The following is a 20,500-nucleotide window of genomic DNA, read 5'->3' on the forward strand; positions in this document are numbered from 1 at the left end:
AAATATGGCAGCGGCGCCCCAAAAAATGGCACATTGGCGGCCCCTTGTGCCGCTGACATGTTCTGTAACGAGTCCCACGGCGCACCAACGTTCGATGGATGAACCCGATGGCCGTTACCAGCCCTGCAACCGTGCCCGCGACCGATACCCAACCCGTTCCCGCCCCGCAATCTACGCAATCAAGCCCCTTGGTCATGCGCATCATTGGTGCGGTGGCATTGGCGCACCTGCTCAATGACCTGATCCAGTCGATCCTGCCTTCGATCTACCCGATGCTGAAGGCCGCTTACGGCCTGAGCTTTACCCAGGTCGGCTTGATCACGCTGACGTTTCAGGTCACGGCGTCGCTGCTGCAACCCTGGGTCGGTTATTACACCGATCGCCATCCCAACCCGTTGGTGCTGCCGGTCGGTTCGTTGTGCATTTTGGGCGGCGTCATGATGCTCGCGACCGTGGGCAGTTTTCCGCTGATCCTGCTCGCCGCGGGCCTGATCGGCATCGGCTCGTCGACATTCCACCCCGAAGCCTCGCGCATTGCCCGGCTGGCCTCCGGCGGGCGCTTTGGCCTGGCGCAATCGACCTTTCAGGTGGGCGGCAACAGCGGTTCCGCCATCGGACCGCTGCTGGCGGCGGCGATCATCATTCCGTTCGGTCAGGGCCACATCGCCTGGTTCGGGCTGGTGGCGCTGTTTTCCGTAGGGCTGCTGTACGCCATCAGCCGCTGGTACAAGGCGCACCTGGCGCTGTTCAAGATCAAGGCCGGGCAAGCAGCGACCCACGGGCTGTCGAAACGTCGGGTGACCAGCGCGCTGGTGGTGCTGGCGCTGCTGGTGTTCTCCAAATATTTCTACATGGCCAGCTTCACCAGCTACTTCACCTTTTACCTCATCGACAAATTCCAGCTGTCTGTGGCCAGCTCTCAGCTGCATTTGTTCATGTTTCTGGCGGCGGTGGCGGCGGGCACGTTCTTTGGCGGGCCGATTGGCGATCGCATTGGCCGTAAAGCGGTAATCTGGTTCTCGATTCTGGGCGTGACGCCGTTCACCATCGCGCTGCCTTACGCTGACTTGTTTTGGACCAGCGTGCTCAGCGTGATCATCGGTTTCATTCTGGCCTCGGCGTTCTCCGCCATCGTCGTCTACGCCCAGGAACTGGTGCCGGGCAACGTCGGCATGATCGCTGGCATCTTTTTCGGCCTGATGTTCGGCTTCGGCGGCATCGGCGCCGCTTTATTGGGTCACCTCGCGGATCTTCACGTCATCGTCTATGTCTACACTCTGTGTTCCTACCTGCCGCTGTTCGGCATCCTCGCCATCCTGCTTCCGAGAACTTCAAAAAGATGTTGATAGCCGTCGCGATTTTTCTGGTCACCATCACCCTGGTGATCTGGCAACCCAAGGGCCTTGGTGTCGGCTGGAGTGCAACGTTTGGCGCCGTGCTCGCGCTGCTTTTCGGGGTGGTGCACCTGAGTGACATCCCTCAGGTCTGGCACATTATCTGGAACGCAACCGGGACGTTCATTGCGCTGATCATCATCAGCCTGCTGCTCGACGAGGCCGGGTTTTTCAACTGGGCCGCGCTGCACGTGGCGCGTTGGGGCAACGGCAAGGGCCGGCGGCTGTTCGCGTTTATCGTGCTGCTCGGCGCGTTGGTGTCGGCGTTGTTCGCCAATGACGGCGCAGCGCTGATTCTCACCCCCATCGTCATGTCGATGCTGCTGGCGCTGCGCTTTTCGCCGGCGACCACCCTGGCTTTCGTGATGGCGGCAGGGTTCATCGCCGACACCGCGAGCCTGCCGCTGGTGGTCTCCAACTTGGTCAACATCGTCTCTGCCGACTATTTCGGCATCGGCTTCAACCGCTACGCGTCGGTGATGGTGCCGGTGAATCTGGTCAGCGTTGCCGCCACCCTGGCGGTGCTGATGCTGTTCTTTCGCCGCGACATCCCGAAGACCTTCGACGCCTCGCAACTGGACGAGCCGTCTTCGGCGATCAAGGACCGCGCGACCTTCATGACCGGCTGGTGGGTGCTGGGGATCTTGCTGGTGGGCTGTTTTGCCCTGGAGCCGCTGGGAATTCCTATCAGTGCGATCTCCGCTGTGTGCGCCGTGATCCTGTTGGGCATTGCCGCCAAAGGCCACCGCATTTCCACGCGCAAGGTGCTGAAAGACGCGCCGTGGCAGATCGTGATTTTCTCCCTGGGCATGTACTTGGTGGTGTATGGCCTGCGAAACCAGGGACTGACCGACTACCTCGCGACCTGGCTGGATCGTTTCGCCGAACATGGTTTGTGGGGCGCGGCCATGGGCACGGGCGTGCTGACGGCGCTGCTGTCGTCGGTGATGAACAACCTGCCGACGGTGCTGATCGGCCTGTTGTCCATCGAGGCCAGTCAGGCCCACGGTTTGCTGCAGGAAGCGATGATCTACGCCAACGTGATCGGCAGCGACCTGGGCCCGAAAATCACCCCGATCGGCAGCCTCGCGACGTTGTTGTGGCTGCACGTGCTGGCGAAGAAGGGCGTGACCATCGGCTGGGGCTATTACTTCCGCGTCGGCATCGTGCTGACCGTGCCGGTGCTGTTGGTCACCCTCGCGGCGCTGGTGCTGCGACTGAGCCTATAACGCGGCGAGAGTCCGGCAGGTTCGGCCACAGGTCGGGCACCAGAAACAGCCGCTCGGCCTCTTCCCAGTGGCCGTCGGCGTGGCGGGTCAGGCGCACCAGCAGTTGCGCCGGCGCCAGCGGGTCCAGGGCGTCCAGCCAGTCCTGAAACTGGCGAGGGGTCCATGGCGCCTCACAGCGCGAAGGCGCCAGCCAGGCAGGCCGCGGCAGCCATTGCCAGCGGCCCTCCAGAGTTTGTTCTGCGTAGCCCGGCCAGTCCTTTTGATGCAGCCACTTTCCCCGCAGATTCTCAGGGTGTGCCCCTTGTGGCGACGCGCCCGCACCGGGCCATGGATAAAACAGATAACCCCCCAGCCAGAGCGAAGCGCTAAAGGTGTCCACGCCCCGCGCAGCAAGAACGGCGCTGCTCTCGGGGCGCGCTGACATGGGCAGTTGATGCTGATTCAGGTGCGCGAGCTTCAAATCCAGCCGGTCGAGGGCGCCGGGGCCGAGCCAGTGGGCCGGGTTTTCGCCGTCCTGATCCTGCTGCCCCAGGTACAGCTTGATCGCCAATTCAATATGGTGAACGCCACCCTTATCCCTCAGCAGCATGTCCAGCTCGCCCAGCGTGCGGCCTTCGCCCTGAATCGGCAGGTTTGCCGCGAGCAGCTCGACGCCGGGCGCGTGCTGGATTGCGAATTGCCAGAGCCGCTCGTAATACAGACCGAGCCGGCGCGTCGAGCTGCTCGCCAGCCAGTCGCTGAGGGCGGTGTCGTCTCTGTCCAGCTGCGTTAAAAAAGCTTCAAGCGCTTCGGGGTGCTGCACCCAGTCGCTGCCGCTGAGGGGGTGTCGCTGGGGCCACTGGGTTTTCGCCAGCAGGGGCGGCGACAGGATCACCCACGCCAGATCACGTGCGGTGTGCGTACGCAGCTGACGGGGCAGGGCGGTCAGGGTCGGGAAAGGGTTATTCATCAAGGCAGGATAGCGGGTGATGGGCGGTTGTAGCCACCGCTTCATCGTCGCCGTCGGATGCGACAGGTCAGCTCAGGCATGCCTGAAAGGCGCTGCTTGAAGGGTGCGCTTAAAGAGCCCATTTGCCGCCCCCGACCCCTTCGCCCATAATCGCGTTCTTTACACGCATCAAGCCTGCGGGAGCCCCATGGAGCAATTTCGAAATATCGGCATCATTGGTCGCCTGGGCAGTACCCAGGTGGTGGAGACCGTTCGCCGACTCAAGAAATTTCTGATATCGCGGCACCTGCATGTGATCCTCGAAGACGCCATCGCCGAGGTCCTGCCGGGGCATGGTTTGCAGACCTCTTCGCGCAAGATGCTCGGTGAAGTCTGCGACATGGTCATCGTCGTCGGCGGCGACGGCAGCCTGCTCGGCGCCGCCCGTGCGCTGGCCAAGCACAACGTGCCGGTGCTGGGCATCAACCGCGGCAGCCTGGGCTTCCTGACCGATATCCGCCCCGACGAGCTGGAAGTCAAAGTCGCGGAAGTGCTCGACGGCCACTATTTGGTGGAAAACCGCTTCCTGTTGCAGGCCGAAGTGCGCCGTCACGGTGAAGCGATCGGGCAGGGCGACGCCCTTAACGATGTCGTGCTGCACCCCGGCAAGTCCACGCGGATGATCGAGTTCGAAATCTACATCGACGGCCAGTTCGTCTGCAGCCAGAAGGCCGACGGCCTGATCGTCGCCACGCCCACCGGCTCCACGGCCTACGCGCTGTCGGCGGGCGGCCCGATCATGCACCCCAAACTCGACGCCATTGTCATCGTGCCGATGTACCCGCACACGCTGTCCGGCCGGCCGATTGTCGTCGACGGAAACAGTGAGCTGAAAATCGTTGTCTCAAAGGACATGACGATCTACCCACAGGTTTCCTGCGATGGCCAGAACCACTTCACCTGCGCGCCGGGTGACACCGTGACCGTGAAAAAGAAGCCGCAGAAGCTGCGACTCATTCACCCCCTCGACCACAACTACTACGAAGTCTGCCGGACCAAACTCGGTTGGGGCAGTCGGCTTGGCGGCGGGAGCGACTGATGCTCGATCCCGCGCGTGGCTACGATCTGATCGGTGACGTGCATGGTTGTGCCCAGACCCTTGAGCACTTGCTCGACACCCTTGGTTACCGCTTTCAGGCCGGCGTGTGGCGCCACCCTGAACGCATCGCCGTGTTCCTCGGCGACATCATCGACCGCGGCCCTCGCATTCGCGAAGCGCTGCACATCGTTCGTGACATGGTCGAAGCCGGCCAGGCGTTCTGCATCATGGGCAACCATGAATTCAACGCGCTGGGCTGGAGCACGCCGGCACCGCCTGAGAGCGGCCATGAATGGGTGCGCGAGCACACGCCGCGCCATGCCCGTCTGCTGGGCGAAACCCTGGCGCAGTTCGAGCAGCATCCCGGTGACTGGAACGACTTCCTCAAATGGTTTTACCAATTGCCGCTGTTCATCGACGCCGAGCGCTTCCGCGTGGTCCACGCTTGCTGGGATGCCAGCCTGATCGAGCCGTTGCGCAGCGTTCACGGCGACGGTCGCATCGACCAGGCCTTTGTGCAGGCGTCGGCGGAGCCGGGCAGTTTTGCCTGCGCGGTGTTTGATCGCCTGCTGCGCGGCACCGACATGCGCCTGCCCCACGGCATGACCCTGACCGGGGGCGACGGCCTGACCCGCGGCTCGTTCCGCACCAAGTTCTGGGAAGACGACCCGCAGACCTACGGCGACGTGGTGTTTCAGCCTGACGCGCTGCCCGAGCCTGTGGCGCGGCGGCCGCTGTCCCCCAGCGAGAAAAACGCGCTGCTGCGGTACGGCGCCGATGAACCGCTGTTGTTCGTCGGCCACTACTGGCGCAGCGGCATTCCCGCCCCGATCCGCCCCAATCTGGCCTGCCTCGACTACAGCGCCGTGCTCTATGGCAAGCTGGTTGCGTACCGGCTGGATCAGGAAACCCAGATCGACCCGGACAAGTTCGTCTGGGTCGACGTCACCCGACCGGAGATGGGTCAATGAGTCCGGTTGCTGTATTGCGTTTGCCCCTCCAAACCGACCTGAGTGGTTTCGTCGAGTTGCTGCGGCGCCTCAACGTGCCCCATCGGGTCAGCGAGGAGGCCGGCGAGCAAGTGCTGTGGGTCCCCGACGCACCGCAACTGGCCGATGACGTCCGTCAGTTGTATCAGCAATACCCTGAAGGCGACCCGACCGCGCAGTTGCCGCCGGGACGCGAGGTGGTGGCCGTGAGCCGGCCGAGTCCGCTGGTCCAGGTGCGCAACAGCCCGGTCACCAGCGTGATCTTGCTGCTGTGCCTGATCGTCGCCGGCGTGACCTTGCTCGGCGATAACTTCGAGGCCCTGAGCTCACTGACCTTCAACGACTTCCGCGTCAACGGCGAGTACATCAGCTTTCTGCCGGTGGAAACGTCCCTGGCAGCGGGGCAGTGGTGGCGCGTCGTCACGCCAATGCTGATTCACTTCGGTGTGCTGCACCTGGTGATGAACGCGCTGTGGTTCTGGGAGCTGGGCCGACGCATCGAAATGCGCCAGGGCAGTTGGCAGTTGCTTGGCCTGACCCTGGCGTTCAGCGCGTTTTCCAACTACGGCCAGTATTTCTGGAGCGGCCCGAGCCTGTTCGGCGGCCTGTCCGGCGTACTGTATGGCCTGCTCGGTCACTGCTGGATCTTTCAATTGCTCGCCCCCAACCCCATGTATCGTTTACCACGCGGTGTTCTGGGGATGATGCTGATCTGGCTGGTGGTGTGCCTGTCCGGCGTCGTCGGAGTGCTCGGGTTTGGCGAAATCGCCAACGGCGCCCACGTCGGCGGCCTGATCATCGGTTGTGCTACAGGTCTTGTGGGCGGTGCACTGGCCCGCCGCAAACATTAAAATCGCCCGCTTAATTCTGGGAGAACCCAATGTCCTCTTTTGTCGAAATGATCGAAAACATCACCCCGGACGTCTACGAAAGCCTGAAGCTGGCGGTGGAAATCGGCAAATGGTCCGACGGCCGCAAGCTGACCCAGGAACAACGTGAGCTGTCGCTGCAGGCGTTGATTGCTTGGGAAGTGCGCAACGTCCCCGAGGACCAGCGCATCGGCTACATGGGCCCGCAAGAGTGTGCGTCGAAGTCGGCGCCGGTGCCCAATATCCTGTTCAAATCGGACTCCATTCATTGATTGAAATCGGCAGAGGCTCCGTCAACAAAATGTCCGCGCGGCTTGAGGCTTCGCGGGTGGAATATGCGTTCCGGCTGGGTGATTCACAGATCCCGGTCAACCCGCTGATCGGCAAGACCGTGCGCCTGGAGTTTCTGGGTGCGATTCATTGCAGCCATTGCGGCAAGCGCACCAAAACCAGCTACAGCCAGGGTTATTGCTACCCGTGCATGCTCAAGCTGGCGCAGTGCGACCTGTGCATCATGAGCCCGGAGCGCTGCCATCACGAGCATGGCACCTGCCGCGATCCGGCCTGGGGCGAGCAGTTCTGCATGACCGATCACGTGGTCTATCTGGCCAACTCGTCGGGCGTCAAAGTCGGCATCACCCGCGCCACCCAGCTGCCAACGCGCTGGCTGGACCAGGGCGCCAGCCAGGCGTTGCCGATCGTGCGTTGCGCCACCCGGCAGCAGTCCGGCTTTGTGGAAGACCTGTTCCGCAGCCAGGTGGCAGACCGCACCAACTGGCGCGCGCTGCTCAAGGGCGACGCACCGGCGGTTGATCTGGCGGCGATTCGTCAGCAACTGTTCGAGTCCTGCGCCGAAGGCCTGGTCGCGCTGCAGATGCGCTTTGGCCTGCAGGCCATTCAGGTGATGAACGATGTCGAGCCCATCGAGATCCGATACCCGGTAGAGGCCTATCCGACCAAGATCGTCAGCTTCAACCTGGACAAGAATCCGGTCGCCGAAGGCACCCTGTTGGGCGTCAAAGGGCAGTACCTGATCTTCGACACCGGCGTGATCAATATTCGCAAATACACGGCGTATCAACTCGCCGTGCATCAGTAGCCCGTATTAGCAGAAGAAGGGACAACAGCATGCGCACAGACCAGCCGAAAATGATTTACCTGAAGGATTATCAGGCGCCTGAGTACCTCATTGACGAGACCCACCTGACGTTCGAATTGTTCGACGACCACTCGCTGGTCCACGCGCAGTTGGTGATGCGCCGCAACCCGGACCGCGCCGCGCTCGCTCAAGGCGCGGCATTGCCACCGCTGGAACTCGACGGCCAGCAGCTTGAGCTGCTGTCGGTGAAGCTGGCGGATGTCGACCTGTCCGAGGGCGACCTTGCACAGAACGGCTACCAGCTGACCTCCGACAGCCTGACCGTGCAGCCGACGTCCGAGACCTTCACCCTCGACACTACCGTGAAGATCCACCCGGAAACCAACACCGCGCTGGAAGGCCTGTACAAATCCAGCGGCATGTTCTGCACCCAGTGCGAGGCCGAGGGCTTCCGCAAGATCACCTATTACCTCGACCGCCCGGACGTGATGAGCACGTTCACCACGACCGTCAGCGCCAACAAGCAGGCCTTCCCGATCCTGCTGTCCAACGGCAATTTGATCGCCGCCGGCCCTTCCGACGACACCCAGCGTCACTGGGCAACGTGGGAAGACCCGTTCAAGAAGCCGGCCTACCTGTTCGCGCTGGTGGCCGGTGACTTGTGGTGCATCGAAGACACCTTCATCACCATGAGCCAGCGCAAGGTCACGCTGCGCATCTTCGTCGAGCCGGAAAACGTCGACAAATGCCAGCACGCCATGGACAGCCTGAAGAAGTCCATGCGCTGGGACGAAGAGGTCTACGGCCGCGAATACGATCTGGACATCTTCATGATCGTCGCCGTCAACGACTTCAACATGGGCGCCATGGAGAACAAGGGCCTCAACATCTTCAACTCCAGCGCCGTGCTGGCCCGCGCCGAAACTGCGACCGACGCCGCCCACCAGCGCGTCGAAGCCATCGTCGCCCACGAATACTTCCACAACTGGACCGGCAACCGCGTCACCTGCCGCGACTGGTTCCAGCTGTCGTTGAAGGAAGGCTTCACGGTGTTCCGGGATTCCGGCTTCTCCGCCGACATGAACTCGGCCACGGTCAAGCGCATCCAGGACGTCGCCTACCTGCGCACCCACCAGTTCGCCGAAGACGCCGGCCCCATGGCCCACGCCGTGCGCCCGGACAGCTTCATCGAGATTTCCAACTTCTACACCCTGACCGTGTACGAGAAGGGCGCGGAAGTGGTCGGCATGATCCACACGCTGTTGGGCGTGGAAGGATTCCGCAAGGGCAGCGACCTGTTCTTCGAGCGCCATGACGGCCAAGCCGTGACCTGCGACGACTTCGTCAAGGCCATGGAAGACGCCAACGGTGTCGACTTCACGCAGTTCAAGCGCTGGTACTCCCAGGCCGGCACGCCGCGCCTTGTGGTCAGCGAGTCTTATGACGCTGCCGCGAAGACCTACAGCCTGACCTTCCGTCAGAGCGCGCCGACCACGCCGGGCCAGCCGGGCGATCAGAAGCTGCCGTTCGTGATTCCGGTTGCCATGGGTCTGCTGGACGCCCAGGGTCAGGAACTCCCTCTGCGCCTGCACGGCGAGGCACCGGCGGTGAACACCTCCCGCGTGCTCTCGGTGACTGAAGCCGAGCAGACCTTCACCTTCATCGACATCGACGAACAGCCGCTGCCGTCGCTGCTGCGCGGGTTCTCGGCGCCGGTGAAACTGAGCTTCCCGTACAACCGCGATCAGTTGATGTTCCTGATGCAGCACGACAGCGATGGCTTCAACCGTTGGGATGCCGGTCAGCAACTGTCCGTGCAAGTGCTGCAGGACCTGATCGGCCAGCACCAGAAAGGCGAATCGCTGGTCATGGATCAGCGTCTGATCACCGCGCTGCACACAGTGCTGACGGACGAGAGTCTGGATCAGGCCATGGTCGCTGAAATGCTCTCGCTGCCGGGCGAGGCGTATCTGATCGAGATCAGCGAAGTGGCTGACGTCGATGCCATCCACGCCGCGCGGGAGTTTGCCCGCCAGCAATTGGCCGACAGCCTAAGCGACGCGCTGTGGCAGCGTTATCAGACCAATCGCGAGCTGTCGAAGCAGACGCCGTACGTGGCCGCGTCCGAGCACTTCGCTCGCCGTGCGCTGCAGAACATCGCGCTGTCGTACCTGATGCAGACCGGCAAGCCGGAAGTCCTGGCCGCCGCCATCGATCAGTTCGACACCGCCGACAACATGACCGAGCGCCTGACCGCGCTGGCCGTGCTGGTGAACTCGCCGTTCGAGGCCGAGAAGGCCAAGGCGCTGGAAGTGTTTGCCGAGAACTTCAAGGACAACGCGCTGGTCATGGATCAGTGGTTCAGCGTGCAGGCCGGCAGCACCTTGCCGGGCGGGCTGGAGCGTGTGAAAGCGCTGATGCAGCACCCGGCGTTCACCATGAAGAACCCGAACAAGGTGCGTGCCCTGATCGGCGCCTTTGCCGGGCAGAACCTGATCAACTTCCACGCGGCGGACGGTTCGGGCTATCGCTTCCTGGCCGATCTGGTTATCGAGCTGAACGGCTTCAACCCGCAGATCGCCTCCCGTCAACTGGAGCCACTGACCCGCTGGCGCAAGTACGACAGCGCGCGCCAAGCGCTGATGAAAGCGGAACTGGAGCGCATCCTCGCCTCCGGCCCGCTGTCGCCGGACGTGTATGAAGTGGTGAGCAAAAGCCTGGCGTAAATCGGGCGGTTGTTGAAAAGGGCTGTCCGTTTGCGCGGACAGCCCTTTTTTTGTGGATGCTGATTTATGGTTTCAGCGGCTGCGGATGCTGTCTTGTACGCGACACCTTGCTAGGACTGGCTTTAGCCGGGAAGAGGCCGGTTTGTCCGCCATCCATTTTGCGGTGTGACGAATGACGCCTTCCCGGCTGAAGCCAGTCCCACACGTCGAGATGTCCAATGATTCCGGCGAGCCGGCGATCAGGCGTTGAAACCGATAATTGCCTTGGTCTCCAGGTACTCCTCAAACCCCATCACGCCGTATTCCCGGCCATTGCCCGAGCGTTTGTAGCCGCCGAAGGGCGCCATGGGATTCCACGCCGGGTGGTTCAGGTGGACTTGCCCGGCGCGAATGCGCGAGGCGACGGCGCGGCCCAGTTCCAGGTCCTGGGCCTGCACGTGGGCGCCCAGGCCATAGACCGTGTCGTTGGCGATGGCCACGGCTTCGTCGATGGAGTCATAGGCCAGGATGCACAGCACCGGTCCGAAGATTTCCTCCTGGGCGATGCGCATCGCTGAGCCGACTTCGGAGAACACCGTTGGCCGTGTGTAATAGCCTTTTTCAAACCCCGGCACGCGGCCGAGCCCGCCGCACAGCAGTTTCGCGCCTTCACTGATACCGGCTTCAATCATCGCCTGGACGCGGCTGAACTGGGCTTCGTTGGCAATCGGGCCGAGCTGGGTGTCGGGGGATTGCGGGTCGCCGACGATCAACGCGTTGGCGGTGGCGGCGGCCAGCGCTTCGACTTCGGCGAGGCGGGCGCGGGGCACGATCATGCGGGTCGGCGCGCTGCACGACTGGCCGACGTTGCGCAAGGCCGACATCACCCCCAAGGGCACGACTTTGGCAAAGTCGGCGTCAGGCAGCATGACGTTCGGCGACTTGCCGCCCAGTTCCTGGGTCACGCGCTTCACCGTGACCGCCGCCGCTTGTGCGACGAGGGCTCCGGCACGGTTCGAGCCGGTGATGGAAATCATGTCGATGTCGGTGTGGGCCGCGATGGCGGCACCGACGTCCGCGCCGCTGCCGTTGACCAGATTGAACACCCCGGGCGGCAGGCCGGCGTCGTGGACCAGTTGGGCGAACAGCAGGGCGCTCAACGGCGACAGCTCGCTGGGTTTCAGGACCACGGTGCAGCCGGCGGCGAGGGCCGGCGCGACTTTGGCGGTGATCTGGTACAGCGGCCAGTTCCACGGGGTGATCAGGCCGCAGACGCCGATGGCCTCGCGCTCGATGGCTGTGGTGCCTTCGACGGTTTGGAAGCGGTAGGTGGACAGCAGATCGCGAGCGACCCGCACGTGTTCGGCGGCCAGTGGCACCTGCATGGCGCGGGAGAAACTGATGGCCGCGCCCATTTCCAGCGACAGGGCCTGGGCGAGGGGCTCTTTGCGCTCAAGGATCAATGCGTGGATTTTGCTCAGGATCGCTGCGCGTTCTACGACCGGCGTTACCGACCAGCCAGGGAAGGCAGCGCGCGCTGCTGCGACGGCCCGATCAACGTCCTCCGCCGACCCCCGCGCGACCTCGGCTACCACTTCTTCGGTGGCGGGATTGACCACCGGCAAGCTGGCGGGGACCTTGGGGGATATCCACTCGCCGTTGATGTAGAAAGCTCCGGCGTTTTGCAGCTCGATGCCGTGGGTATTTGAAGAGTGTGAGGTCATCCAGCTAGCTCCCTGGAGCGGTGATAAGGGCTGCGAACAGCGAGTCCTGACGTCTCGATACGCTAACAAACCGGCCCAGGCAAAAGATGCCGTTGTTGCGGTCTGCAAGGGAGAATCTGCTGAATCCGCCGGGGTCCACGCCATCCGTTTTGCGGTGTGACACCTGACGTCTTCCCGGCTAAAGCCAGTCCTACAGTCGAGGTCATGCCGGATACCCTGAATGCACGCGATATGTTTTTGTAGGACCGGCTTCAGCCGGGAAGAGGCCCGCATGAGCACCCACAATTTCGCGGTGTGGCGCCTGACGCTTTCCCGGCTGAAGCCGGTCCTACAGGGGATTGCGTACGCCGCCTGATTGGCGGGATGCATGCGGTCTGTTTTTGTAGGACTGGCTTTAGCCGGGAAGAGGCCGGTATGAGCACCCTCAATTTTGCGGCGTGCCGCCTGACGTTTTCCCGGCTGAAGCCGGTCCTACACATCGCGGCATGCCTGGCAACGTTCACCCAATCGCCTGGGTCACCATCGCAAACTGGGCAATGCCATCCCGTGACTCCGGCGGCTCACCCAGCACCATGCGGGGCGCGCGATCGACGCACGGCAGTCCCATCCCCTCCAGCCAGTCCACCAGCCCGCAATCAGCCAAAATGTCGAAGCGCACAAACGCGCCGGGGATCAGGCCCAGCAGGTGCGTGATCATCTGTTTTGCCTGCGCCAGATCCTGCGCGACCACCGGCCCAATGAGATGCCCGCGACCAAACTGGCGGAGCAGGGCGCATCCCTTCAGTTGCCCTTGCACCTCAACGCCCACCACGCACTCCGCCATCGGCAGCAGATCGTTGAGCACCGCCGTGCGGTCCAGCCCGCTGCCTGCATTGGCCAGTTCGATCACCTGCGGGTACTCGGCCTCGGTCACTTCACGACACAACGCGTCTCCCGTCGCAGCCAGAACCGGCGGCATGTGCGGCACGCCTTGATGTTGCTGAATGCGCGCGTATTCGACGAAGCCCATGCTCACGTACAGCGGCGCCCCTGATTCAGTCGCGTTGAGGATCGGCGTGCGCGGCGCGGCGGCGTGCAGGCACAGGTTCATCAACTGCCGGCCAATGCCTTTGCTCTGGTGCTGATCACTGACGATCACCAACCCGATGGAAGAATAAGCCCCCTGATGGCAAGCGAACGCCACGCCCACCAACTGACCCTCGTGTTCAGCGACAAAACCCTCGGACGTGCGCTGCACCATCGCCCAGTCTTCCTCGCGATGGGGCCACTTCAAATGCACCGAAAGCGCGTGGGCAGCCGGCATGTCGGCCGCCGTAGCTGTGCGATAAACGTAAGGGTGGCTCATATGAGTTTTCCTGTGCTGAGAAGGCTTGTTGCCAGTTGCGGCACCAGCGATGGTTGGGTAAACCGGCGGATGTCGAAGGGGCTGATGGACGTGCTGGTGCTGCCGGTGCTGATCAGTTCGGCCATCACGTCGCCGACCCCGGGGCCGAGCTGAAAGCCATGGCCGCAGAAGCCGAAGGCGTAAAACAGCCCGTCCACCATGCCGCTGGGGCCCATCACCGGCAGCGAGTCCGGCGTGTAGCTTTCGATGCCGCTCCAGGTGCGGATGATGTTGAGTTTCTCGGCGCCGGGCACCAGCCGCTTCATCTGGCGCATCTGATTGATCAGGCTTTCAGGCTTGAAAAATGCCCGACGGTTGACCATGTCCGGCGCGCAGCGGGCGCCGCCACCGATGATGATGTTGCCGCGGGGAATCTGCCGGAAGTAGATCACCTCTTCCTTGATCTTGGTGAACACGCCGATCACCGTCGGCAACGCGTAGGGCACAGGCTCCGTCACCGACATCTGCGGGCCGTTCGGCTCCAGGGGCACGGGTTCGTCGAACTGTTGAGACAGCTTGGTCGCCCACGCGCCGGCGGTGATCAACAGCTGCTCGGCGACGAACAATTGCCCGTCGGTGGTGGTGACGTGGAACTGTCCGCCGACCTTTTGCACGTCGGCGACTTCGGTGCGTTCTTCGATGCGTGCGCCAAGCCGACGGGCTGCGCGGGCAAAGGCCGGTGCCGCCAGACGCGGGTTGGCGTGACCGTCGTGAGGCGCGTAAGAGCCGCCCTTGACCTCTGCGCCAAGAAAAGGAAATCGCGTGTGCAACTCGGCGCCGCGATAGATTTTCAGGTCCAGTTGCTCGGCTTCCGGCGCGGCGGCGTAGGCCTCCAGCTCGGCAATTTCATCCTCGCGGTAACACACACGCATGTGCCCACTGGGGATGAACTCCAGGTCATCGTCGATCAGCTCCGGCAAGCGTTTCCACAAACCCCACGACCGGTTCGCCAGTTCGAGCTGGCCCAGATAGCGCCCTTGCCGCCGCACATTGCCGAAGTTCACGCCGCTGGCGTACTGACCGATTTGGTCGCGCTCCAGCAGCGTCACCGAGCGGCCGCGCCGCTGCAGGAAAAACGTCGACGAGGCGCCCATGACGCCGCCGCCGATCACCAGCACATCGCTTTTTTGCGGGTTCATTAAGGGTCCTCTCGCAGGTTATGGGGTTGCAGGCCACGGGGTTGCAGGTTGCGCGCCACGGCGTCGATTTCGATCAGGTAACCGTGATGCAAGACCGGGACCGGCACCACGGCGCGGGCGGGCCGATGCTCACCCAGGTACTGCGCGTAGAGTCGGTCAAAGGCCGGCCAGTGTTCAATGCCCACCACGTAGACCGTGACTTTCAGCAAATCGTTTGGGCCCACGCCCGCTTCCCGGAGGATCGCGACCAGGTTGTCGAGGGCAATCAAGGCCTGCACCTCGAACGGTTGGTCCGCGCTGTGCTCGCCATTGGCGCGCACCGGCAACTGCCCGGACACGTAGACCACGCCGCCGTAGGCCACGGCCTGGGAATAGTGCCCGCCCGGCGCTGCTGCGTCGGGCGTGTGAATAATGTCGAGATCACCAGCCATGCAGACGACCCCAGGTGTGCACCGCGCCGTCCGCGTCGAGGGCGTGATAGTCCGGAAACTGCGCGCCGGTGGCGCAGGCGTGGTTGGGCAGAATGCGCAGACGGCGGCCGATGGGGAAGCGGGCGGCCAGGTCGGCATGGCTGGCGTCGCCCAGGGTGATAATCCCGTGCTCCTGATTGGCGCCGGTAACCAACGCCCCATCGATCCATTCGCCCGTTTCGGTGCACACCTGGCCGTAACCGAAATCGTGGCGCTGACGCTGGGTGCCGCGATCACGACTCATGGCCATCCAGCCGGCGTCGGTGATGATCCAGCCCTTGTCCTGCTGATGGCCGATCACCGTGGTCAGCACGCTCAGGGCCAACTCGTCGGCCTGGCAGACGCCGATGTTGTGCATGACCAGATCGAAGAACACATACACGCCGGCACGCACCTCGGTCACGCCGTCCAAGCGCAGAGCTGACAGCGCGGTGGGCGTGGAGCCGATGCTGACGTCCGGGCAGTCGATCCCGGCTTCACGAATGCGTTGAGCGGCGCGAACGCAGAGGGCGCGCTCCTGCTCGGCGAGGGCCTGCAGGGCTTCGGGGTTGTCGAGTTCGTAGCTGGAACCGGCGTGGGTCATCACGCCGCGCAGTGGCAGACCGCCGTCGGTGAGGATGCGCGCCACATCGATGAGTGCCGGGTCTTCGGCGGCGAGGCCCGAGCGATGGCCGTCGCAGTCAACCTCAATCCAGACAGGGAAACGTTCGTCGTGCTCGCTCGCGAAGGCGACGATGGCATGGGCGCCCTGAACGCTGTCGGTCAGCACACTCAGGTTGCAGCCGGCGCGCCGCAACGCCAGTGCCTGAACCAATTTGCCGGGGGCGATGGCGACCCCATACAACACGTCGTTTATGCCTTGGTTAAAACAGTGTTCGGCTTCTTTCAGCGTGGACACCGTCACGCCCCTCGCACCGGCCGCCATCTGCGCCTGAATCACCGGCAGGCATTTACTGGTCTTGACGTGGGGACGCAAACGCACGCCGAGGCTGTCCATGCGTTGCTGCATGCGCTGGATGTTGCGCTGCATGCGCGGGACGTCTACCAGCGCGGCGGGCGTGTCGAGAGAGGCAATCGGCGTAGACATGACGGAACTCGGGTGGCGAGGGACAGGGTGGACTCTACTCAGCTGTCGTTAAGGTGTGGTTCAATCCAGTCTCATCAATCATTAAGTATAAGTGAATGATCTCCATCGAAGACTTGCGCCTGGCGGTCGCATTGAGCCGCGCCGAATCCCTGAGTGCGGCAGCCAGAGCGCTCAATGTTTCGCCGCCGGCGCTGTCCATGCGCCTGCGGAAACTGGAGACCCTGCTGGGCCTGACCCTGGCCAACCGCGACGCCCGCCGCCTGAGCCTGACCGCCGATGGCGAACGCTTCTCCCAGGAAAGCGCGCTGTTGCTGGAACAGCTGGAAGCGCTCCCGGAATCCTTCCGGCAAAAGGACGAGAGACTGGTGGGCACGCTGCGGCTGGCGGCGCCCTTCGGTTTCGGACGACAGCGACTGGCACCGCTGCTGGCGCGCTTTATCCGGCTGCATCCGCAGCTGTGCCTGCACCTCGACCTGCGCGAAACCCCTTGGCCGGATCGGCACGACAGCGACGCCGTGATCCACATCGGCCACCTCAACGACAGCCTCTGGACCGCGCGGCCACTCTCACCGAACGAACGCTGGCTGTGCGCAAGCCCGGCCTACCTGCACGAACACGGCGAGCCGACCGCGCCGGACCAGCTCAGCGCCCATCGCTGCATCTGCATCCGTGAAAACGACGAAGACGTCACCCTCTGGCACCTGCGCAAAGGCCCCGCCCGAAAAACCCTGCGCGTCGAACCGGCCCTGCTCACCAACGACGGCAGCGTCGCCCGCCGCTGGGCCGAACAAGGCCTGGGCCTGGTGCTGCGCTCGCAATGGGACGTCAGCGACGCCATCGCCAGCGGCAACCTCGTCCGCGTCCTCGCCGACTGGAACTTCGACAGCGCCCCCGTCAACCTCCTCGTACCCTCCCGCAAACTCCGCAGCCCCAGAGTGCAAGCGTTGGTGGCGTTTCTGGAAGATGCGTTGAAGGTGTGAGCGTCGGTTTGATCGGGGATCAGGCGTCATGCCGCAACATCCTCGGCGCTGGGACTGGCCTCTTCCCGGCTAAAGCCGGTCCCACACAAAACACACTGCGCGCAGTAGGACCGGCTTCAGCCGGGAAGGCGTCAGGCGTTACACCGCACAATTGATGGCGTCCAGACTGGCCTCTTCCCGGCTGAAGCCGGTCAACAATGAGTGGGCGTTCTTTCAGCCAGAGCGGTGACGCGGAGCGTCATGGGATGCATTCCCACGCAGAGCGTGGGAACGATCAAGATCAAAGGCTTCCCGGCTAAAGCCGGTCCTACCAAGCGTAAGCGCGCTTTTGATCTTCATACGCAAAAAGCCCAGACGACACCAATCGCGACTTGGGTGCAGGCTGAACGTAGACGATGCGGAGTGGGCCGAGCCGCATGGATGCGGCGAGAGCGCCGTCAGGACATGGATGTCCGTTCGGCGCGGGCCCACGGAGCGTCGTCGGAGTGAGGGTACTCCGACGCAGGAGGAGCCAAACCAGGAGCAAGCACCCTTGGTTACTTGGGGTGCTTTTCCAAGTAACTCGCCGAAGGCGAAACAGTCTGCCCCCAGGCAGACGCCCTTGATCTTGACCTTAAAAGCTCACTTCACCGCATAGACCTTGCGAACGTAAACCGTACTCGTCCACGCACAAAACGCCCCCTTCACCACGAACACCGTGTCCCCCGGATGAACCGCCACCTCGCCCCCCTCATCATCGGCCAGCGTCACGCTCCCCTCCAACAGATGCATCAACTCATGCAACCGATGCGCACGACCATGGCGCTGATAAGGCGTCGAATCCCAAATCCCCACCTTCAGCGCCGTCACCTCATCCTCGAACAGACTCAACGCCCGACACTGCGGCGCAGGCCCGATCAAAATCGGCGGCTCCAGCGTCGCAGACGGCTCCAGCCACAGATGCGCCGGCAACAACGTCAACCCAGGGCGCGCAGGGGCGTTCTCCACATCCACCGCACAAAACGCCCATTCACTGCCACTGCTCGCATGCACCGCCACCCGACTGCCACGGCCAATCACCGCACTCGCGCCGACGCTCAACTCCAGCGTCTGCTCCGCGCTGCTCAACACCACATGCCCCGCATGCACCACCAGCGTCTCGCTGTACGGAAAGTCCTCGATCAACGCGTCGCCGGTGAACCGCACCAGCCCGGCCGACACCCCATCATCGCCACGCCACGCCACCTGTCGCGCCTCGGCAAAGGGATCGAGGGCGCCCAATGGCGCCGAGTTGAAAGCCGTAGAAACGCCGCTGCCATCAGCGCGCGCCAACAGCAAAATACCGGGAGATGACATGGTTAACGCTCCGTAGAAAAGTCAGCCGATCGCTTGAGTGATCAGCGCAAAAGGTTGGACGCCCTGGCTGGCCTCGGGCGGGGTGCCCCGCGCCATCTGCACCACGGTGTCGACGTTCTTCAGGCCCGCCGTTTCCAGCCAGTCGCTCAGGCCGCAGGCCACGGGGATGTCGATGCGCACAAAAGTGTCCGGCACCTGGGCCAGCAAGACGGCGATCAAGTGTCTGGCCTGATTGATGTTCTCCGCCACCACCGGCCCGATGCAGCGCCCGCGCCCGAATGGCCGCAGCAGCGCGAAACCGCGCAGCTGACCGTCACGCTCGATGCCCACGGCGTGCTCCACTTGCAGGTCGCGCAACACATCGCGGCGGTCCAGGCCGCTGGCGGCTTTGGCGAGGGCGAGCAGGGCGGCGTGATCGTCAGCAGTAAGCGCACGGCAGATTTCGCCGGCGGCCAGCTCATCAAGCGCCGGCACCTGCGCCTGGCCCTGATGCTGCTGGACCCGACCGAATTCAACAAAACCCTGGCTGGCATACAACGGCTTGCCGGCGACTGTGGCGTTAAGAATCGGCGTGCGCGGCTCGCACGCGGCGAGGGCCCTCTCCATCAAGCGGCGGCCAATGCCCTGACCCTGATAATCGTTGCTGACGATCACCAGGCCGATGGTGGCGAAATCACCTTGAGGGCAGACAAAGGCGCTGCCAATCAGGCGTTTGCCATCCATGACCACGAAACCGTCGCTGACCCGGTGCAGCATCGCCCAGTCGTCCAGGCGATGGGGCCATTTCAGTTGCACCGACAGGTCATGGGCGGCGGTCAGGTCGGCCACGGTCATTGGGCGGTAGGTATAAGAAGGGTGTGGCAGGGCGGACATGGCGAGGCTCCGTTATGCAGTATTCAAGTGGCACTGGCGCCCTGTATCCCACCTGATTAAAGGGCTGACAAGAGGGCTCGGGATATTCGGCAGATTCGTCCCGCGCCGAGGGACGCGACCCTACTTCGTACTTAAATCCGGGGCGAGGGCGGCAGCAAATGCCAAGGGTGGATTTTATCGTTTCAGCCCCGATGATCGTTCCCACGCGGAGCGAGGGAACGATCAGTGCACTCAAGATCCCCACGCCATACTTTCTGCCGCTTCAACCCCGCATCCTTGAGCCTCCTCATCACAAAAGCCCCCTAAAAGCGCACAAACACTGGCCCTGCCCAAGGCTGGCGCGCACCGCAAACTCTGCTGAGGCCAGCCACCAAAACGGTGGTTTGTATTGAGCACGGGGCGTTTTAGACGGCATATGCTGATTTCACAGTGATGTAATGAAGCTGTGCTGCAACGAGGCCGCCGCGCCGTCAGGGCCGCGAACGCTTGCCACACTCAACTGACTTCAGGACCGCACTCCATGAGCTTTCTTCGTCCCAAATTCATCACGTTCGACTGCTACGGCACGCTCACCAACTTTCACATGGGCACCATGACCCGCGAGCTCTTCGCCGACCGCGTCAAGCCTCAACAGATGGACCAGTTCGTCAAAGACTTTTCGGCCTATCGCCTCGACCAAGTCATGGGCGACTGGCAGCCGTACGACGTCATCCTCAAGACTGCCCTGGCCCGAACCTGCAAACGTTGGGGCGTCGAATACCGCGATGAAGGCCAGTTGTATTACGACGCGGTGCCGACCTGGGGCCCCCATGCCGACGTGCCGGCGGGTCTGTCGAAGATCGCCGACAAGATTCCCCTGGTGATCTTCTCGAACGCCAGCGACAGCCAGATCATGTCCAACGTCGACAAGCTCGGCGCGCCGTTCCACAAGGTCTTCACCGCCGAACAGGCCCAGGCCTACAAGCCGCGTCTGGCCGCGTTCGAGTTCATGCTCGACAACCTCGGCTGCGGCCCGGAAGACATCTTGCATGTGTCTTCGAGCTTCCGTTACGACCTGATGTCGGCCCATGACATGAAGATCAAGCACAAGGCGTTCGTGGCCCGCGGTCATGAAGTGCCGGCGAACGCGTTCTTTGAGTACCAGCAGATCACCGACATCGGCGGGCTACCGGCGCTGGTGGGCCTGTAACTCAAAC

The 20,500-nt window shown here is 63.2% G+C and carries 18 protein-coding genes; 10 read left to right on the forward strand and 8 right to left on the reverse strand.

Going from position 1 to position 20,500, the window contains the following annotated elements; translation table 11 throughout:
* The first annotated feature begins 107 nt into the window (after nucleotides 1-107).
* Nucleotides 108-1,346, forward strand: a complete 1,239-nt coding sequence (locus tag SLW75_RS05505) for an MFS transporter (RefSeq protein WP_410933839.1) — start codon at nucleotides 108-110, stop codon at nucleotides 1,344-1,346.
* Complete coding sequence (locus SLW75_RS05510) at nucleotides 1,340-2,623, forward strand: arsenical efflux pump membrane protein ArsB (protein WP_192135770.1); 1,284 nt, start codon at nucleotides 1,340-1,342, stop codon at nucleotides 2,621-2,623. The genes SLW75_RS05505 and SLW75_RS05510 overlap by 7 nt, the downstream gene beginning before the upstream one ends.
* Here SLW75_RS05510 and SLW75_RS05515 read toward each other — a convergent pair.
* Nucleotides 2,586-3,617 carry a DUF1853 family protein gene (locus tag SLW75_RS05515; RefSeq protein ID WP_410933840.1) on the reverse strand — a complete coding sequence of 344 codons (1,032 nt, stop codon included), beginning with the start codon at nucleotides 3,615-3,617 and terminating at the stop codon, nucleotides 2,586-2,588. The two genes, SLW75_RS05510 and SLW75_RS05515, sit on opposite strands and share 38 nt — an antisense overlap.
* 142 nt (nucleotides 3,618-3,759) lie before the next feature.
* Between SLW75_RS05515 and SLW75_RS05520 the strand changes: the two genes are divergently transcribed.
* From SLW75_RS05520 to pepN, 6 genes are read left to right on the forward strand one after another with little or no spacing between them, the layout of a single operon-like run.
* Nucleotides 3,760-4,650, forward strand: coding sequence for an NAD(+) kinase (locus SLW75_RS05520; protein ID WP_037011709.1), 891 nt, complete (start codon nucleotides 3,760-3,762; stop codon nucleotides 4,648-4,650).
* Nucleotides 4,650-5,621: a metallophosphoesterase gene (locus SLW75_RS05525; protein WP_192135774.1), complete on the forward strand. Its 972-nt coding sequence runs from the start codon at nucleotides 4,650-4,652 to the stop codon at nucleotides 5,619-5,621. Before SLW75_RS05520 ends, SLW75_RS05525 begins: the two co-directional genes overlap by 1 nt.
* Nucleotides 5,618-6,490 (forward strand): rhomboid family intramembrane serine protease, encoded by an 873-nt coding sequence (locus SLW75_RS05530; RefSeq protein WP_410933841.1) that lies wholly within the window; start codon nucleotides 5,618-5,620, stop codon nucleotides 6,488-6,490. Before SLW75_RS05525 ends, SLW75_RS05530 begins: the two co-directional genes overlap by 4 nt.
* Nucleotides 6,491-6,519: 29 nt before the next feature.
* A complete protein-coding gene (locus tag SLW75_RS05535; protein ID WP_074888021.1) occupies nucleotides 6,520-6,780 on the forward strand; it encodes a YeaC family protein in 261 nt (86 codons plus the stop codon).
* Nucleotides 6,777-7,607, forward strand: coding sequence for a DUF2797 domain-containing protein (locus SLW75_RS05540; RefSeq protein WP_192135784.1), 831 nt, complete (start codon nucleotides 6,777-6,779; stop codon nucleotides 7,605-7,607). The genes SLW75_RS05535 and SLW75_RS05540 overlap by 4 nt, the downstream gene beginning before the upstream one ends.
* 29 nt (nucleotides 7,608-7,636) lie before the next feature.
* Entirely contained in the window at nucleotides 7,637-10,333 is a 2,697-nt protein-coding gene (gene pepN / locus SLW75_RS05545) for an aminopeptidase N (protein WP_410933842.1), read from the forward strand.
* Nucleotides 10,334-10,572: 239 nt separating this feature from the next.
* Here pepN and SLW75_RS05550 read toward each other — a convergent pair whose 3' ends face one another.
* The 5 genes from SLW75_RS05550 to SLW75_RS05570 form a co-directional block, all read right to left on the reverse strand.
* Nucleotides 10,573-12,036 (reverse strand): aldehyde dehydrogenase family protein, encoded by a 1,464-nt coding sequence (locus SLW75_RS05550; protein ID WP_410933843.1) that lies wholly within the window; start codon nucleotides 12,034-12,036, stop codon nucleotides 10,573-10,575.
* Between the two features lie 499 nt (nucleotides 12,037-12,535).
* Nucleotides 12,536-13,381: a GNAT family N-acetyltransferase gene (locus SLW75_RS05555; RefSeq protein ID WP_410933844.1), complete on the reverse strand. Its 846-nt coding sequence runs from the start codon at nucleotides 13,379-13,381 to the stop codon at nucleotides 12,536-12,538.
* A complete protein-coding gene (locus SLW75_RS05560) occupies nucleotides 13,378-14,559 on the reverse strand; it encodes an NAD(P)/FAD-dependent oxidoreductase (protein WP_410933845.1) in 1,182 nt (393 codons plus the stop codon). Before SLW75_RS05560 ends, SLW75_RS05555 begins: the two co-directional genes overlap by 4 nt.
* A complete protein-coding gene (locus SLW75_RS05565) occupies nucleotides 14,559-14,990 on the reverse strand; it encodes a RidA family protein (RefSeq protein ID WP_410933846.1) in 432 nt (143 codons plus the stop codon). Before SLW75_RS05565 ends, SLW75_RS05560 begins: the two co-directional genes overlap by 1 nt.
* Nucleotides 14,980-16,116 (reverse strand): DSD1 family PLP-dependent enzyme, encoded by a 1,137-nt coding sequence (locus SLW75_RS05570; protein WP_410933847.1) that lies wholly within the window; start codon nucleotides 16,114-16,116, stop codon nucleotides 14,980-14,982. Before SLW75_RS05570 ends, SLW75_RS05565 begins: the two co-directional genes overlap by 11 nt.
* Before the next feature lie 95 nt (nucleotides 16,117-16,211).
* Between SLW75_RS05570 and SLW75_RS05575 the strand changes: the two genes are divergently transcribed.
* Nucleotides 16,212-17,096: a LysR family transcriptional regulator gene (locus SLW75_RS05575; RefSeq protein WP_410933848.1), complete on the forward strand. Its 885-nt coding sequence runs from the start codon at nucleotides 16,212-16,214 to the stop codon at nucleotides 17,094-17,096.
* A 621-nt stretch (nucleotides 17,097-17,717) separates the two neighbouring features.
* Here SLW75_RS05575 and SLW75_RS05580 read toward each other — a convergent pair.
* Nucleotides 17,718-18,431, reverse strand: coding sequence for a cupin domain-containing protein (locus tag SLW75_RS05580; RefSeq protein ID WP_410933849.1), 714 nt, complete (start codon nucleotides 18,429-18,431; stop codon nucleotides 17,718-17,720).
* 21 nt (nucleotides 18,432-18,452) lie between these two features.
* Nucleotides 18,453-19,304, reverse strand: a complete 852-nt coding sequence (locus SLW75_RS05585) for a GNAT family N-acetyltransferase (RefSeq protein ID WP_410933850.1) — start codon at nucleotides 19,302-19,304, stop codon at nucleotides 18,453-18,455.
* Nucleotides 19,305-19,824: 520 nt separating this feature from the next.
* Here SLW75_RS05585 and SLW75_RS05590 point away from each other — a divergent pair.
* Nucleotides 19,825-20,493 carry a haloacid dehalogenase type II gene (locus SLW75_RS05590; protein WP_410933851.1) on the forward strand — a complete coding sequence of 223 codons (669 nt, stop codon included), beginning with the start codon at nucleotides 19,825-19,827 and terminating at the stop codon, nucleotides 20,491-20,493.
* Nucleotides 20,494-20,500 lie beyond the last annotated feature (7 nt).

The sequence above is a fragment of the Pseudomonas sp. W5-01 genome, from assembly GCF_046540435.1.
Lineage (GTDB): Bacteria > Pseudomonadota > Gammaproteobacteria > Pseudomonadales > Pseudomonadaceae > Aquipseudomonas > Aquipseudomonas graminis_B.

Coding starts and splice junctions, on each gene's coding strand:
- SLW75_RS05505 (WP_410933839.1), top strand. CDS start 108: ATGGCCGTTACCAGCCCTGCAACCGTGCCCGCGACCGATACCCAACCC.
- SLW75_RS05510 (WP_192135770.1), top strand. CDS start 1,340: ATGTTGATAGCCGTCGCGATTTTTCTGGTCACCATCACCCTGGTGATC.
- SLW75_RS05515 (WP_410933840.1), bottom strand. CDS start 3,617: ATGAAGCGGTGGCTACAACCGCCCATCACCCGCTATCCTGCCTTGATG.
- SLW75_RS05520 (WP_037011709.1), top strand. CDS start 3,760: ATGGAGCAATTTCGAAATATCGGCATCATTGGTCGCCTGGGCAGTACC.
- SLW75_RS05525 (WP_192135774.1), top strand. CDS start 4,650: ATGCTCGATCCCGCGCGTGGCTACGATCTGATCGGTGACGTGCATGGT.
- SLW75_RS05530 (WP_410933841.1), top strand. CDS start 5,618: ATGAGTCCGGTTGCTGTATTGCGTTTGCCCCTCCAAACCGACCTGAGT.
- SLW75_RS05535 (WP_074888021.1), top strand. CDS start 6,520: ATGTCCTCTTTTGTCGAAATGATCGAAAACATCACCCCGGACGTCTAC.
- pepN (WP_410933842.1), top strand. CDS start 7,637: ATGCGCACAGACCAGCCGAAAATGATTTACCTGAAGGATTATCAGGCG.
- SLW75_RS05550 (WP_410933843.1), bottom strand. CDS start 12,036: ATGACCTCACACTCTTCAAATACCCACGGCATCGAGCTGCAAAACGCC.
- SLW75_RS05555 (WP_410933844.1), bottom strand. CDS start 13,381: ATGAGCCACCCTTACGTTTATCGCACAGCTACGGCGGCCGACATGCCG.
- SLW75_RS05560 (WP_410933845.1), bottom strand. CDS start 14,559: ATGAACCCGCAAAAAAGCGATGTGCTGGTGATCGGCGGCGGCGTCATG.
- SLW75_RS05565 (WP_410933846.1), bottom strand. CDS start 14,990: ATGGCTGGTGATCTCGACATTATTCACACGCCCGACGCAGCAGCGCCG.
- SLW75_RS05570 (WP_410933847.1), bottom strand. CDS start 16,116: ATGTCTACGCCGATTGCCTCTCTCGACACGCCCGCCGCGCTGGTAGAC.
- SLW75_RS05575 (WP_410933848.1), top strand. CDS start 16,212: ATGATCTCCATCGAAGACTTGCGCCTGGCGGTCGCATTGAGCCGCGCC.
- SLW75_RS05580 (WP_410933849.1), bottom strand. CDS start 18,431: ATGTCATCTCCCGGTATTTTGCTGTTGGCGCGCGCTGATGGCAGCGGC.
- SLW75_RS05585 (WP_410933850.1), bottom strand. CDS start 19,304: ATGTCCGCCCTGCCACACCCTTCTTATACCTACCGCCCAATGACCGTG.
- SLW75_RS05590 (WP_410933851.1), top strand. CDS start 19,825: ATGAGCTTTCTTCGTCCCAAATTCATCACGTTCGACTGCTACGGCACG.